Genomic DNA, 16,202 nt, shown 5'->3' on the forward strand with positions numbered 1-16,202 from the left:
TATAATGAGGAATCTTTGTTAAAAATTCATTGTTCAATGAGAAACATAAGGAAAATCCAGGTTGAGCTCTTAAAAAATGAGGTCAGCTTTATTTTTCAAAGATAGTCGGGGAGGTATAGATGTCTGTTTTTTATGATACAGTTGCCAGGGAGCTGAAGATAAAGGCTAGCCAGGTAGAAAACACTATAAAACTTTTAGACGAAGGTGCTACGGTTCCCTTTGTGGCAAGGTATAGAAAAGAGCTTACAGGGGATCTCGATGAAACAGTTATCAGAGATATTCTTGAAAGAATGAACTACCTCAGAAACCTTCAAAAAAGAAAGGATGAGGTGCTGAAAAGTATAGAGGAGCAAAACAAGCTGACAGAGGATCTGAAAAACAAGATTCTAAAGGCTGAAAAACTCCAGGAAGTGGAAGATCTCTATCTTCCGTACAAGAAAAAAAAGAAAACTAAGGCCGATATAGCAAAGGATCACGGTCTAGAACCCCTTGCAAAGCTGGCTTTAGGTAGGATAAACTATGATGAACTTTTAATAAAGGCAGAAAAGTTTTTATCAGAAGATGTAAAGACTAACGAAGAGGCTATAGAGGGGGTAAAACTAATCTTGGCCCAGGAAAATTCTGAGAATCCTGTTTTTAGAGAGGAAATCAGAAATAGGATGCAAAAATATGCATCACTTTACTCAAAGGCTACCAAAAAATCCCCTGAACTGGATCTAAAGCAGGTTTACAGGGATTATTATGAATATAATGAGGCTGTTTCAAAGATACCATCTCACAGAATATTGGCTGTGAATCGTGGAGAGAATGAAAAGATACTCAAGGTTTCAATAAAGTTTGATGAAAAGACAAGATCATTTATAGAAAATATGATTTTGAGAGAATACAAGAATCAGAGTCTGAAGGACTTTTATCTTGAAGTTATAAAAGACTCTTTAGACAGGCTTATTCTACCGTCTATAGAGAGGGAAGTCAGAAATATTCTTACAGAAAAAGCAGAGGGAGAAGCCATAGAATCATTTAAGGAAAACTTAAAAAATCTTCTTATGCAGCCTCCACTTCAGGATAAAAATATTTTAGGGCTAGACCCAGCATATAGAACCGGGTGTAAAACTGTAGTTATAGACAAAGATGGGTTTTTTAAATGTGATGACGTTCTTTATCTTGTTGAAGGAATGCATAACCCAAGACAGCTAGAACAGGCTAAAAATAAAATAATTAAATATATAGACCAGTACGATATAGATATAATTGCCATAGGAAATGGTACTGCATCTAGAGAGACAGAAAGCTTTGTTGCAGGAATGCTAAAAGAAGTAAAAAAAGAGGTTTATTATCTCATAGTAAATGAGGCGGGAGCTTCTGTTTATTCTGCTTCTAAACTTGCTAAGGAAGAGTTTCCAGACTTAGATGTAACTGCAAGAGGGGCTATATCAATAGCCAAGAGAATACAGGACCCTCTGGCAGAGTTGGTAAAAATAGACCCTAAGTCTATAGGGGTTGGAATGTACCAGCATGATGTAAACCAAAACAAATTAGACAGTTCTCTAGGGGAAGTAATTGAAAGTGTCGTTAACTCTGTTGGAGTAAATGTAAACAGTGCTTCTTGGGTTCTTTTGTCATATATATCTGGGATAAAGAAGAATGCTGCCAAGAATATAGTGGATTTTAGAAAAGAAAACGGTAACTTCACAAACAGAAAGAAACTTCTGAAAGTAAAGGGAATCGGTGCAAAAGCCTATGAGCAGATGGCTGGTTTCTTGGTGATACAGGACGGGGAAAACATTTTAGACAATACCATTATTCACCCGGAGTCTTACGGAATAGCAGAAGAGATACTAGAAAAAGCAGGATTCACCCTGGAGAAATACAGAAAAAGTATAGGGGATGCAAGAGCGGCATTGAAGAATTTTAATGTGGAAGCCTTTTCAGAAGAAAAAGGTTATGGAAAAGAAACTGTAAGAGACATCTACGGAGCTCTTATAGGTGATAGGCGTGACCCGAGGGAAGAATTAGAAAAACCAGTATTAAAATCAGATATACTTAAGATGGCAGACCTTAAGCCTGGTATGGAACTTGAAGGAACTGTTAGAAACGTAGTAAAATTCGGGGCCTTTATTGATATAGGGCTAAAGAACGATGCTCTCCTTCACATATCTGAGATATCAAACACATTTATTTCAGACCCATCGAAGGTTCTTTCTGTAGGTCAAATAATAAAAGTAAAAATTAAAGATGTTGATTTTCAGCGGGAAAGAGTGACTCTCACTAAAAAGGAGAAGTAATTTATGAGGCTAAAAAAAGATTCTTTGCTCCTAAAAATAATCTTTTATAATAATATGGCGGTTCTTCTCACTGCTTCAATGATCGCTTTTATACTTGCCTTTATTACTTTAAAAGATATTGGAGCTCAGGTTCCCAAATTGGCGGCAGAGAAGATAAAGACCTTAGACAGGTATTATACTTTTTACATGTCTAAGATGCGCGACGATATCTCTATGATATCTCAGAACCCAAATACTTTTTTCGATTCCAATACATCTCAGAATAGCAGATTAAATTATCAGCTTCTTTCTGACAAACTAAAGTCGCAGTTAGAAAAGCAAAATTATAAAATTTACAACGATACAATATTTTCTATAATAGGAAAAAACAATGAAATTATCGGAGAATCTGGTGATGAAGAAGTTTTAAAAAAATTCTCTGCTTCTAAAAGTAGGAATTATCTTAATTTTATAAATAAAAGGTCTAAATATCAGATGAAGACCTCTTTTAGTGAAAAAATATCTGATGATATAATAGTTAGAATCTCGGTACCTTATTATGGGGATCCTGAAATCAAAGCTTATGTACTTACCTTTATGATTGATGAAAAATTTTTAGAAGTCTGTCATGATTTTATGGGTCTAGAAGCTGAACACAAGATATTTCTACTGAGTAGTGGAGATTACAGTAAAGGAACCCTAGAAGTTTCCAATGGGGAAAAATTTCTGAGTGATAAGGTTCGTTCAGAACTTCAGCTGAGAGACCACAAATATTTTTATATAGAGAAGACATTAAATAAGGAACCTTATTACATGGCACTTTACCCCATAAGAAATACCAATGGTATATTTTTAGGGAGTATAGGTATAGCAATATCACAAGGAGAAGTTATCCGTATAAAGGCTCTTGTATTTCTTTTTATAGCCAGTGTGGCGATAACTCTGATACTCTTTAACTCTACATTTTTCGGGAAGATCTTCTATAAGACTTTAACTCCCTTGGCAGAAATAGCAGAGGCTTCTGACAGAATATCACAGGGAGATTATGATGTAGATCTCAAAATAAAGAGTACTGGTGAGATAGGGACACTTATAATGTCCTTTAAAAAAATGATTAAAACCATAAGGTGCACACAAAATAAGCTTAGGTCACAAAATCTAAAACTTCAGGAAAATATATTTAGGATAAATGTAATAGAAAGACTACTACTAGGAATACATGTAGAAGATGATATCTTTGATGTGATAAGATCAATAGCAAATGCTCTTACTTCTGAAATGGGGCTTGGATACAGTCGGGCAATATTCCTAAGGTACAGCAGAGAGATAGAATCTCTTGTCGGAGAGTATGCCATCATAAACAGTAATGTGATAGAAACAAAGGATGACGGAGTCGCTGGTGCAGTAGGAGGTTTTAGGTTTCAGAGTGAATCACTGAATGAACTAGTTTCATATATAAAGATTCCAGTGAGAAAGCCAAGTTTAATGGCAGAATCAGTCAAGGATAAAAAAATAATATATCACAACGACAGAGGTTATAAATACAACCTGGGAAATGAGTTTTTAATGAGTCTTGGACTAAACAACTTTATAATCATTCCTATATACAGTAATGAAAGAGATTATGGTTGTATATTAGTGGATAATTTTATGAAGGATAGAGTTGTTACAACTGAAGAGGTAGAGCTACTAAATCTTCTTATATTAAATCTAGGGATACATTTTAAAAACAGAATTCTAGAAGAAGAAAAGATAGATAATGAAAGAGCTATAACAATAGGTAAACTTTCTGAGAAATTCTTAGACGGAAGAAAGCCTCTTTTAGAAAAAATAGATGCAATAGTAGAAAAGGCAAAATTAGGAACCGATGACTTTAGGAAAGAAATTTTAGAACTAGAAAGGGAACTCTTAAATGTAAAACGTGAAAACAGCATATTAACTGATTATTCTGATATGAAAGAGTATAGGTTTGAAGTTTTTGATTTAGAATCTCTATTTGAAGAGATATACAATGAACACAAGGATAATATGATTTCAAATAATATTACAGTTTCTCTTTTTGTAAAGTCTAGAGAAAAAATTTATGGAGACAGAGCAGAGCTAAAAAAAGCATTTACTGAAATAATAGATAACGCCTTTGATGCAGTTATAAAAAGTGATAAAACAAATAAGAAAATCAATATTATTCTTTCAAGAGCTAAAAATACAGAAAAAGTAAGAATCAGAATTTTTGATAATGGTATAGGAATGAATGAAAGTCAGCTACAGAATATATATGAGCCCTTTGTAAGCTATAAAAAGAATGCTTCAGGACTAGGACTTTCCATTGCCTATAGAATAATAAAACACCATAGGGGAATCATAAAATTTGAATCCCAGGAAAATGTAAATACGCAAGCAAAAATAACTTTAAATGCATATAAGGAGGAGAAATAGATAATGTCTGATGAAAGAGACTATGGGAAGACCTTAAACCTTCCAAAGACAAGCTTTCAAATGAGAGCAAATCTACCTAACAAAGAGCCACTAATATTAAAACAGTGGGACAAGGACAAAATTTATAAAAAGAGTTTAGAGGGGAAAGAAAAACAGTTTATTCTTCATGATGGACCTCCCTATGCCAATGGAAATATCCATATAGGTCACGCTCTTAATAAAATTTTAAAGGATATAATACTGAAGTATAAGAGACTTCAAGGATACAATGCACCTTATATTCCAGGATGGGATACACATGGACTTCCTATAGAATTAAAAGTTACAGAGGAGCTTGGAGAAGCAGCAAAAGATATGTCTCCTCTTAAAATAAGAGATAAATGTACAAAATATGCTAAAAAATGGGTACAAAAACAAAAATCTGACTTTATCAGATTGGGAGTAATGGGAGATTGGGATAACCCTTATCTTACTTTAAACCCAGAATATGAGGCAAAACAACTAGAAGTATTTAAAGAATTATATGAAAACGGATATATATTTAAAGGACTTAAGCCTATTTATTGGTCTCCGGCAACAGAAACAGCCCTTGCAGAAGCAGAGATAGAGTATAAAAACCACGTATCACCATCTATCTATGTAAAGATGGAAGCTAATTCTGATCTTTTAGAAAAACTAGGTCTAGATGAAGCATCTCTTGTTATATGGACCACAACTCCTTGGACTATTCCGGCAAATGTGGCTATATGTTTAAATGCTGAATTTGAATATGGGGTATACAAAACTGAAAAAGGAAACCTTATCTTGGCTAAAGGTCTATCAGAAAAGGCATTTGCAGATATGGGTATAGAAAATGTTGAGCTTTTAAAAGAGTTTACAGGGGATAAATTAGAAAGAACAACTTATAAGCACCCTTTCCTAGACAGAACGGGAGTGGTGATCTTAGGAGAACACGTAACTATGGAAGCCGGTACAGGGTGTGTACATACAGCACCTGGACATGGTCAAGATGACTATGTTGTAGGAACAAGATACGGATTACCTGTTATCTCACCTATAAACAACAAGGGGCACCTTACAGAGGAAGCTGGAAAGTTCGCAGGAATGTTTTATAAAAAAGCAAACAAAGAGATCGCAGCTCATATGGATGAAACAGGACACCTTCTTATGTTAAAAGAGATAGAACATTCTTATCCTCATGACTGGAGATCAAAAACTCCTGTAATATTCAGAGCTACAGAACAATGGTTTGTGAGAGCTGAAGGTTCTGACTTGAGAGAAAAGGCTTTAAAGGCCATTGAAGATGTAGATTTCATACCTGCATGGGGTAGAAACAGAATAAGTACTATGCTTGAATCAAGACCTGACTGGTGTATCTCAAGACAGAGAATCTGGGGAGTTCCTATCCCTATATTCTATAATGAGGCCACTGGAGAGGAGATTTTTTACGGTGAAATCATTGACAGGGTTATAGGTATAGTGAAAAAAGAGGGAACAATAGCATGGGTTAAATATTCTCCAGAAGAACTTATAGGAGAAGAACTTCTTGAAAAATATAACTTAGCAGGTTTAGAGCTGAGAAAAGAAACAAATATAATGGACGTATGGTTTGACTCTGGAGTTTCTCATAGATCGGTATTAGAAACAAGAGAAAACCTAAAAAGACCTGCTGACCTTTATTTAGAGGGTTCTGACCAGCACAGAGGATGGTTTCAGACATCACTTTTAACTTCTATAGGGTCTACAGGAGATGCACCGTATAAGCAGGTTCTTACTCATGGATTTGTAAACGACGGAGAAGGAAAGAAAATGTCTAAATCTACAGGAAACGTAATGTCTCCTGATGACGTAATCAAAACGTATGGTGCAGATATACTTAGATTGTGGTGTGCCTCTGTAGATTACAGAGAAGATGTTAAAATATCAGAGAATATTCTAAAACAGATGGCAGAGGCTTATAGAAGAGTCAGAAATACTGCTAGATATATATTAGGAAATACAAATGACTTTGATCCTATCAAAGACAGAGTATCTTATGATGAGCTTCCTGAGATAGATAGATGGGCTATGCATAAGCTTGAAACACTCAAAAGAAAAGTAACTGAAAACTACAATAAATATGAGTTCTACAACCTATTCCACGATATACATTATTTTGCCGGAATAGATATGTCAGCTTTCTATCTTGATATAATCAAAGATAGACTTTATGCTGAAAATGGTGATTCAGTTGATAGAAGGGCAGCTCAGACAGTTATGTATGAGGTACTTGTATCTATGAACAAAATGATAGCTCCTATTCTTTCATTCACAGCTGAAGAGATCTGGAGTAAAATTCCTGAAACTTCAAAAGACGCAGAATCTATACTGATCTCTAAATGGTATGAAAATAATGATCAGTATATAGATGAAGAGCTTGCAGCAAAGTGGGATCAGATCATAAAAATCAGAAAAGATGCAAATAAGTCTCTTGAAAAAGCAAGACAGGGAGAAAACAGAATAATAGGAAATTCACTTGATGCCAAAGTTCTAATAAAGTTAAATGATGAAGGTCTGGCAAAGCTTCTAGAAGAAAACAGAGAACTAATAGAGGGAGTTCTAATTGTTTCTTCACTTGAAATAGTTTCAGAAACAGATGAAACATTTACTGAAGGAGAAGAAGTCGAGGGAATGTTTGTAAAGGTACTTCACGCTGAAGGAGAAAAATGTGAAAGATGCTGGAAGTATTCTACTGAAATAGGTACTTTAGAAGAACACCCTACAATCTGTCCTAGATGTTCAGAAGTTTTGAGTAAATAAAAAATTGTGACGGGGATTCCCGTCACAATTTTGAAAAATAAATTTTTTCTGAGAAGGTGAATTTATGTTGTATCTTCTGTTAATCCTTCTGCTAATAGCCCTAGACCAAATTTCAAAAATAATGATAGTTGGCAGGATGGTAGAGGGAGAAAGCATAGCTCTGCTGTATGATTTTTTGCATATAACCTATGTAAAAAATAGAGGGGTTGCCTTTGGGATGCTCCAGGGGAAAATCAACATTATCTCCTTAGTGACAGTGGCAGCAATAATTGGAATAATAATATATCTTGCAAAGAATTTGAAAAAAGGAAACACACTAGAAAATTTTGCATATTCCTTCATACTTTCCGGTGCTATCGGAAATATGCTCGACAGAATTTTCAGAGGATTCGTTGTGGACATGGTTGATTTCAGAGGGATCTGGAGTTTTGTCTTCAATCTGGCTGACGTTTGGATAAATATAGGGGTAGCCCTTATTGTTTTGGAATCAGTTTTGGCAACGAAAAAAAAGGAGAAAAGTATAGAGGAGGAAAGTAAATGACCTTTCAAGAAATGATATTTGCACTCCAACAGTACTGGAGTTCTAAAGGATGCATATTAGCAAATCCTTACGACATTGAAACAGGGGCAGGGACATTCAATCCCAATACATTTCTTATGTCTCTGGGACCAGAGCCTTGGAATGTAGCCTATGTAGAGCCGTCTAGGAGACCTAAAGACGGAAGATACGGAGAAAATCCAAATAGAGTGTATCAGCATCACCAGTTTCAGGTAATAATGAAACCATCGCCTAAAGATATACAAGAGTTATATCTTGAGAGTCTTAGAGTTCTCGGGATTGATCCTCAAAAACACGATATCAGATTTGTAGAAGATGACTGGGAGTCACCTACTCTGGGTGCTTGGGGACTAGGATGGGAAGTATGGCTTGACGGAATGGAGATAACACAATTTACTTATTTCCAACAGGTAGGAGGACTTGAATTAGAAGTTGTGCCTGCAGAGCTTACATATGGTTTAGAGAGAATAGCACTTTATCTTCAAGGAAAAGAGAGTGTTTATGATCTTGAATGGACAAAGGGTGTAAAATACGGGGATATTAGATTCCAGTATGAGTATGAAAATTCAAAGTATTCCTTTGAAAAAGCAGACTTAGACCTTCATTTTAAATGGTTTGACGATTATGAAAAGGAAGCTCTTAATGCACTAGAAGATGAGCTTGTTTTCCCTGCTTATGATTATGTGTTAAAATGTTCTCATGTATTTAACGTATTAGATTCAAGGGGAGCTATCTCAACAACAGAGAGAATGTCTTATATATTAAGAGTAAGAAACTTGGCTAAAAGGTGTGCAGAGGTTTTTGTACAAAACAGAAAAGACCTAGGTTACCCATTATTGAAAAAAGAGTCGAATTAATATAATCTCGCTGCAAGAAAGGAGAGAATGACGTGAAGATCCTATTGGAAATAGGTATGGAAGAGATACCTGCAAGGTTTTTGAAGCCTGCACTAAATGATATAGAAAAATATATTAAAAAAGAATTTGAAAGCCAGAGAATAAAGTTTGAAACCCTGAAAACTTTTGGGACTCCTAGAAGGTTAGTTCTTCTAGTAGACGGAGTTTCAGAAAAACAGGAAGATCTTGATATAGTAAATACAGGTCCTGCAAAAGAAGTAGCATATGACGTAAATGGTGAGCTTACAAGGGCCGGTGTTGGATTTGCAAAATCTCAAGGAATTGATCCTACAGATTTAGAGATTCTAGAAACTCCTAAAGGTGAATATATTGCCGTAAGAAAGTTTGTAGAGGGTAAGGATACTAAAGAGCTTCTTTCAGGACTACTTAAAAACCTTATCACAGGATTAACATTCCCAAAATCTATGAAATGGTCTGACTTAAGTATGAAATTTGCAAGACCTGTCCAGTGGTTTTTGGCAATGGCAGACGATGAATTGGTAGAATTTGAAATAGAAGGGATAAAAAGTTCCTTAAATTCAAAGGGACATAGATTTTTTGGCGAGGAGTTCGAAGTAACTTCAATTGAAGAGTACTTTACAAAACTCAGAGAAAATAACGTAATAGTGGACATAGAAGAAAGAAAACAAATGATCATAGATATGATAAAGGAAAAATGCACCAAGACAGGGGAACAGGTACTTATAGAGCCTGACCTACTAGATGAGGTGACAAATCTTATAGAATATCCTTATCCTATAGTTGGAACTTTCAACTCAGAATTTTTAGAGGTTCCTCAGGAAGTTCTTATTATATCTATGCAGGTCCACCAGAGGTACTTCCCTATTTTAGATAGCCAGGGTAAGCTTTTACCTAAATTTGTAGTTATCAGAAATGGGATAACATCTTCTGAGCATGTAAGAAAGGGTAATGAGAAGGTTTTATCTGCAAGACTTTCTGACGCCAGATTTTTTTATCAGGAAGATCAGAAAAAATCTCTTGAGGAATTTGTAGATAAGCTATCTACTGTGGTATTCCAAAAAGATCTAGGAACAATAGCTCAAAAAATCTCAAGGAGTAAAAAACTTGCTGAATATATGAGTGAAAAATTAGCATTAAGGGATTCAAAAGAAGATATTATGAGAACTATTCATCTTGCAAAGGCTGACCTTGTCTCTAACATGATAGGGGAAAAAGAGTTTACAAAGCTCCAAGGGTTTATGGGAGCAGATTATGCTCTTAAGGCCGGAGAGAAAGAGGTCGTTTCAAAGGGTATAGAAGAGCATTATTACCCTAGATACCAGGGAGATAAGCTTCCTCAAGGTATAGAAGGAGTAATAGCAGGAATATGCGACAGAATGGATACCCTAGTGGGATGTTTTGGCATTGGTATGATCCCTAGTGGTTCAAAAGACCCTTTTGCCCTAAGAAGAGCCGCACTTGCAATTGTAAATATTATTTTAAATTCTAAACTTGTGATTTCTTTAGAGGAGCTTACTTCTAAAATGCTTGATATTTTAGAAGAAGACAATGTTCTTAAGAGACCTAAAAAAGATGTTTTAAAAGATCTAATGGAATTTTTTAAACAGAGAGCTATAAATGTATTTGCTGACCATGGACACAGAAAAGATGTTATTGGTGCAGTCTTAAGTATAGATTGTGATGTTCTTTTAGAGGCCTCTGAAAAAATAGAGACACTGGAAAAAGTTTCTAAGGAAGAGGGATTTAACGATCTGGTACTCCTTTTAAAAAGAGTAGGAAATATATCTAAAGATCATCATGAAAAAGCAATTTCAACTGATTTACTTGTAGAAGACGCTGAAAAGGAACTTCATAAATTTTATGTAGACCTTGATTCAAAAACAGAATTGAATCTTCAAACTAAATCTTATGAAGAATTTTTTAGAAATATTCTTGCGGGTAAAAATGTAATAAATAGATTTTTTGACAGTGTAATGGTAATGGATAAAGATCAATCGTTAAAAAATAATAGACTTTCTCTTTTGAAATCTCTAAATGAGATTTTTAACAGAGTAGCTAAATTGAATTTGATAGAAGAAAAATAAAAAAGGTGTCTTAGGACGCCTTTTTTTATTTATCCAATGAAAAACAAAAATATTTTGAAAAAAAACTTTTTTTTTTGTATCAAATAATTGGTACTAGCTTATAAAACTTCTCAATTAAAAGATCATGAAAATTTTATTAAATTTATAAAAGAAAGACAAGTTTTATAGAGTGAAACATTGTTTAACCCTTGTTAACTCTGGGTTTATTATGAAATATATTTATACTAAAGGCAGATTTTTATTAAAAACCTAGAAAAATTAATATAATGCAAGGAGTTATTTATTAAAAATTTTTAACTTGACGTTAATGGTCTATAACTGCTATTATACATAAAAGTTCTTCTAGGAAAGACAAAGTTATAAAAAACAGTAAAAAGTTTCGAAAGTAAAAATAAAAGTTGTGATAGAGTATTGTCACAAAAGTATAGAGGAGAGAAATGCTATGTTTAGACTAACTATAACCACCACCATAATTATTATGTAGGGTTTGCAATCAGAATTTCTGCTGATTCAGACCCATTTTAGAATAATGAAAATGTGGAATGTTTCTAAGTGGGATAGAGTCTAAAAGTAGTCAAATGCCCGTTTAGAACATATGTTCTTAACGGGCATTTTTTTATAAAATTAAATAACAACCTCATCAAACAGTGAAAAGTCTCAGCCTGATAAATTATACATTAATAAAGGGCTAAAGCTGTAGTGATTAAAGATAATTTTATCAGAGTGAACATAATAATGTTAAATAAAGAAAAAAACTTTTGACATTTCTTTAAAAATCTATTATTATAATCTTCAACACGGTAAATAAATGTCGAGTCACTGACAGCTTAATAAATCGGATGAAGGTATAGGGAGAGAGCTGGTAAAACAGCCACCGAAGAAGTAAATCTTTCAGGTAAATGGACCTATGCTGGACGAACCTCAGGAGAGAACTGTTTGATCAGTCACCGAAGGAGTAACACTCTCAGGTAAAAGGACGGAGGAAAACCCACGCAACTATTTTTGCGTATGGATTGTTTTCTTGAGGTTACATTTTTGTAACCTCTTTTTATATATTTAAATTTTTTTAGGGGGGATTATCAATGAGTTATGTTGTAGCGGTAGTTGGGGCAACTGGTATGGTAGGAAGGAAAATGTTACAGGTACTTGAAGAAAAAAAGTTTCCTGTTAAAGAGATAAAGCTTTTGGCTTCGGCTAGGTCAGCTGGTAAAAAGATGACTTTCAGAGGAAAAGAAGTAGTTGTAGAGGAACTTAAAGCTGAAAGTTTTGTAGGAGTAGATGTAGCACTATTTTCAGCCGGTGGAGAAACAAGTAAGAAATTTGCTCCTGAAGCTGCAGAAAGAGGAGCTATCGTAGTAGACAACTCAAGTGCATGGAGAATGACAGAAGATGTTCCGCTAGTGGTACCTGAAGTAAATCCAGAGGCTATAAAAAATAGCAAAATAATAGCAAATCCAAACTGTTCAACAACACAGTGTGTACTTCCTTTAAAAGTGGTTCAAGACTTATTTGGACTAAAAAGGGTTGTTTACAGCACTTATCAGGCTGTCTCAGGATCTGGTAGAGATGGTATAGAGGAATTAAAAGAAGGGAAAAGATTTTATCCTTATCAGATAAAAAATAACTGCCTTCCGCATATAGATGTATTTTTAGACAATGGCTACACCAAAGAAGAAGAGAAGATGATAAATGAAACCAGAAAGATTCTTGAAGTTCCAGAGTTGCCTATAACTGCAACTTGTGTAAGAGTACCAGTACTTAACTGTCACGGAGTTTCAATAAACGTAGAAACAGAATCAGAAGTTGATATTCAGAAATTAAGAGATGCACTACAAGATTTTCCAGGAGTTGTGCTGTATGACGACCCTAAAAACAATGTATACCCACTGGCTTCAGAATCAGATGAAAAAAATGAAGTATTCGTAGGAAGACTTAGAAAAGATCCAAGCATAAAAAATGGTCTCAACATGTGGGTAGTATCAGATAACCTTAGAAAAGGTGCAGCAACAAACACCGTACAAATAGCAGAGGTACTTGCAAAAGGGGGAAAATTATGAAATTAGGTGTAATAGGATTAGGTACTGTAGGCGAAGGAGTCTTAAAAATTCTTACACTTGAGAAAGATAGATTAGAGGCCATGTTTGGAGAGAAAATAAATGTTACAAAAGTTTGTGACCTTGAAGAGAGAAACTTTCCATTTGGTAAATTTAACTTTACAAATAATTATAAAGAAATACTAGCAGATGAAGAGATCAATACAGTTGTAGAACTAATCGGCGGAGTGGGGATAGCCTTTGAAATAGCAAAGGAAATCCTTGGATCAGGAAGGAACTTAGTGTGTGCAAACAAGCATCTTATAGCTACTCACGGAAAAGAATTATTTGCTCTTGCAGAAAAAAATAATGTTAAGTTTTTCTTTGAGGCAGCAGTTGCAGGAGGGATTCCAGTTGTAACTCCCCTTAAAGAAGGACTTTTTCCAAATAGATTTGAAAGAATAAGAGGGATACTAAACGGTACTTGTAACTATATGCTTTCAAAAATGGAAGAGGGAATGAGTTATGATGAAGCACTTGCAGACGCTCAGGAAAAAGGCTATGCAGAAGCAGATCCTACATTTGATGTAGCTGGTATCGATACAGGACATAAAATAAGTGTTCTTGCATATTTAGCTTGGGGAGAACTAAAGGAATTTTCATCAATACCTATAACAGGGATTGATAAGTTAACTAAGGAAGATATCGAAAAAGCCAAGGCAGAAGGAAAAAGATACAAACTTTTAGGAGAAGCATTTAAAGAAGAAGGAAAGCTGACAGTAAGAGTATCACCACAACTAATTGAAAGCAGCGAACTTCTTTATGATGTAGGCGGAGTTTACAATGCTGTGGAGATAGACGGTTCATATACAGGGAAAACAATATTCTTCGGAGAGGGAGCAGGGATGGACGCAACTGCTTCAGCTGTAGTATCTGACATATATAAAGTTTTAGCCAGTCGTTCTTGGAATTAATACGAGGGGGTAAGGAGAATGGCATTAATAGTACAGAAATTTGGTGGAACAAGCGTAAAGGACACTGAGAGACTGCAGGAAGTCGCTAAGTGGGTAGTTAAAAATAAAGAAGAGGGCAACAAGATGGTGGTAGTTGTATCTGCACCTGGAGGCATGACTGATTCTCTGATAAAAAGAGCAGAAGAGGTTAACAGCAACCCTCAAGGAAGAGAGTTAGATGTGCTACTCTCTGTGGGAGAACAAATATCAGCGGCACTTCTTTCAATGGCAATAGAACAGCTTGGACACAAGGCCATCTCTTTTACCGGACCACAAGTAGGAATAAAGACGACTAATGATTTTAATAATGCAAAGATACTGGATATATCACCTGAAAAAATAATGGAAAAATTAAACAGTGACCATGTGGTTATAATAACAGGATTTCAAGGTGCAGACGAAAATGGTAATATTACTACCCTTGGAAGAGGGGGATCGGATACAACGGCTGTAGCTGTGGGGGCAGCTATATCTGCAGATCAGGTGGAAATTTACACTGATGTAGATGGTATATACACAGCTGATCCGAGAGTGGTAAAAAATGCTGGAAAGATACCACAGGTGTCTTTCACAGAGATGATAGAGATGGCGGGGAAAGGAGCTAAAGTTCTTCACTGCAGAAGTGTGGAACTAGCTGCTAAATATGGGATCGATATTCATTTGAGATCAGCGTTTACATGGGAAGAAGGAACTTGGGTAAAGGGGGATGAAAAAATGGAAAAAGCAATGGTAAGAGGAATAACGCATGTCAAAGGACTTGCTAAATTGACTATAACTCAGCTTGAAAGTAATAATTATCTAAGTGATGTAATGGATATATTAGAAGATAGGGAAATTGATATCAGACTGGTAAGTCAAGGACTTAATCCTTCTGGGCATTTTGAAATTTCATTCCTTTTAGAAGAAAAAGAGGCAGTGAGAGTTTCTAAACTTATCCAAGAGAAGCTGGGAAACAAAGAAAATATAGATGTAAAACTGAATTTGGGAATGGTCTCTGCAATAGGTATAGGGGTTCGTTCAAACAGGCTTCAGGGAAGTGTAATGAGAATACTTAATAACAACGGGATAAAACCAAAAATGATGTCTTCTTCGGAAACAAGTCTTTCTTATGTTGTAGCAGAAGAAAATGTAGATAAATTAAAAAGGCTGATGCATGATGAACTTATAGAAAAAAGCCTTTCTGCCTAAAATGGAGGTCGGTAAACAGTGGCTGTTTATACTAAATTGAGCGATGAATATATAAAGAATATATTGAAAAGTTACTCCTTTAAAAAGGTGGACAGGATAGAGGAGATATCTGAGGGGATATTAAATACTAATTATTTTGTAGAAGGTGACAAAGGTAAATTTATTTTTAGAATATTAGAAGGTGAGAGGGATTACACAGAAGAGGTAAAGGAACTCGAATTTCTAGAATATCTTAATTTAAATGGGTTTCCATGTCCAACGGCTATAAAAAATGATTTAGGAGAAAATTATACATTTATAGATGGTAAGATGACTTCGGTATTTACATTTATAGAAGGAGAAAAAGTAAAGTCTATAAATGAAAATAATATTAAAGAGATAGGCCAAAAGCTAGGTAAAATGCATAACCTCTTGAAAGACAGAGATATAAAAAGAAACAGAAAAATAGATATGCAGTATTTTTATGATATAATATCAAAGGCTGATCTCAGAGGAATACTTAAAGATGATTATGATTTCATTATGAAGTATTATGAAAGGGCATCTAAAATAGATTACTCAAATCTTCCCTTTGGTATAATTCATAACGATATTTTTCCTGACAATGTTTTTATGCAAGAAGGTGAAATATCAGGTATAATAGATTTCAACGACTGTCTTAGAGGACCTCTTATTCTTGATTTGGCTATAGTTATAAGTTTTTGGATAAGAAACAGAGGTTTTTCAGATGAAGTTGAAAATAGGCTAACTGAAGTATTTTTAAATGCCTATGAGAGTGAAAGAAAGATAACCGAAGAAGAGAAGGAGCTCATGAATGAAGCTCTCATAAGAATTGCTCTTACTTTTATATTTTTGAGAGTTAATAAATTTCATGTAGAGGACAACAGCAGTGTAAATATGGAGTTTAAAAATTACAAAGATCTCCTTCCATTGCTGAGATATTTCTAA

At 34.8% G+C, this 16,202-nt stretch carries 10 protein-coding genes and 2 riboswitches; all 10 genes read left to right on the plus strand.

The genetic code is table 11. The features are described 5' to 3' along the window. Positions 1 to 119 precede the first annotated feature (119 nt). Positions 120 to 2,285 (plus strand): Tex family protein, encoded by a 2,166-nt coding sequence (locus ILYOP_RS03385; protein ID WP_013387116.1) that lies wholly within the window; start codon positions 120 to 122, stop codon positions 2,283 to 2,285. 3 nt (positions 2,286 to 2,288) lie between these two features. Beyond that, positions 2,289 to 4,700 (plus strand): sensor histidine kinase, encoded by a 2,412-nt coding sequence (locus ILYOP_RS03390; RefSeq protein ID WP_013387117.1) that lies wholly within the window; start codon positions 2,289 to 2,291, stop codon positions 4,698 to 4,700. A 3-nt stretch (positions 4,701 to 4,703) separates the two neighbouring features. Further along, positions 4,704 to 7,499: an isoleucine--tRNA ligase gene (gene ileS, locus ILYOP_RS03395; protein ID WP_013387118.1), complete on the plus strand. Its 2,796-nt coding sequence runs from the start codon at positions 4,704 to 4,706 to the stop codon at positions 7,497 to 7,499. A gap of 64 nt (positions 7,500 to 7,563) precedes the next feature. Beyond that, positions 7,564 to 8,040: a signal peptidase II gene (gene lspA, locus ILYOP_RS03400; RefSeq protein WP_013387119.1), complete on the plus strand. Its 477-nt coding sequence runs from the start codon at positions 7,564 to 7,566 to the stop codon at positions 8,038 to 8,040. Further along, positions 8,037 to 8,915 (plus strand): glycine--tRNA ligase subunit alpha, encoded by an 879-nt coding sequence (gene glyQ, locus ILYOP_RS03405; RefSeq protein ID WP_013387120.1) that lies wholly within the window; start codon positions 8,037 to 8,039, stop codon positions 8,913 to 8,915. Before lspA ends, glyQ begins: the two co-directional genes overlap by 4 nt. A gap of 32 nt (positions 8,916 to 8,947) precedes the next feature. Continuing rightward, the gene (gene glyS / locus ILYOP_RS03410; protein ID WP_013387121.1) at positions 8,948 to 11,020 is read left to right on the plus strand and encodes a glycine--tRNA ligase subunit beta; all 2,073 of its coding nucleotides are present in this window, start codon (positions 8,948 to 8,950) and stop codon (positions 11,018 to 11,020) included. Positions 11,021 to 11,859: 839 nt separating this feature from the next. Then, positions 11,860 to 11,937: riboswitch (glycine riboswitch) on the plus strand. Positions 11,938 to 11,939: 2 nt separating this feature from the next. Beyond that, positions 11,940 to 12,003, plus strand: a riboswitch (glycine riboswitch). A 99-nt stretch (positions 12,004 to 12,102) separates the two neighbouring features. Further along, positions 12,103 to 13,077 carry an aspartate-semialdehyde dehydrogenase gene (locus ILYOP_RS03415; RefSeq protein WP_013387122.1) on the plus strand — a complete coding sequence of 325 codons (975 nt, stop codon included), beginning with the start codon at positions 12,103 to 12,105 and terminating at the stop codon, positions 13,075 to 13,077. Next, positions 13,074 to 14,027: a homoserine dehydrogenase gene (locus ILYOP_RS03420; RefSeq protein ID WP_013387123.1), complete on the plus strand. Its 954-nt coding sequence runs from the start codon at positions 13,074 to 13,076 to the stop codon at positions 14,025 to 14,027. The genes ILYOP_RS03415 and ILYOP_RS03420 overlap by 4 nt, the downstream gene beginning before the upstream one ends. Before the next feature lie 18 nt (positions 14,028 to 14,045). Further along, positions 14,046 to 15,254, plus strand: coding sequence for an aspartate kinase (locus ILYOP_RS03425; protein ID WP_013387124.1), 1,209 nt, complete (start codon positions 14,046 to 14,048; stop codon positions 15,252 to 15,254). A gap of 18 nt (positions 15,255 to 15,272) precedes the next feature. Next, complete coding sequence (locus ILYOP_RS03430) at positions 15,273 to 16,202, plus strand: homoserine kinase (protein ID WP_013387125.1); 930 nt, start codon at positions 15,273 to 15,275, stop codon at positions 16,200 to 16,202.

It is taken from the genome of Ilyobacter polytropus DSM 2926 (assembly GCF_000165505.1).
GTDB lineage: Bacteria > Fusobacteriota > Fusobacteriia > Fusobacteriales > Fusobacteriaceae > Ilyobacter > Ilyobacter polytropus.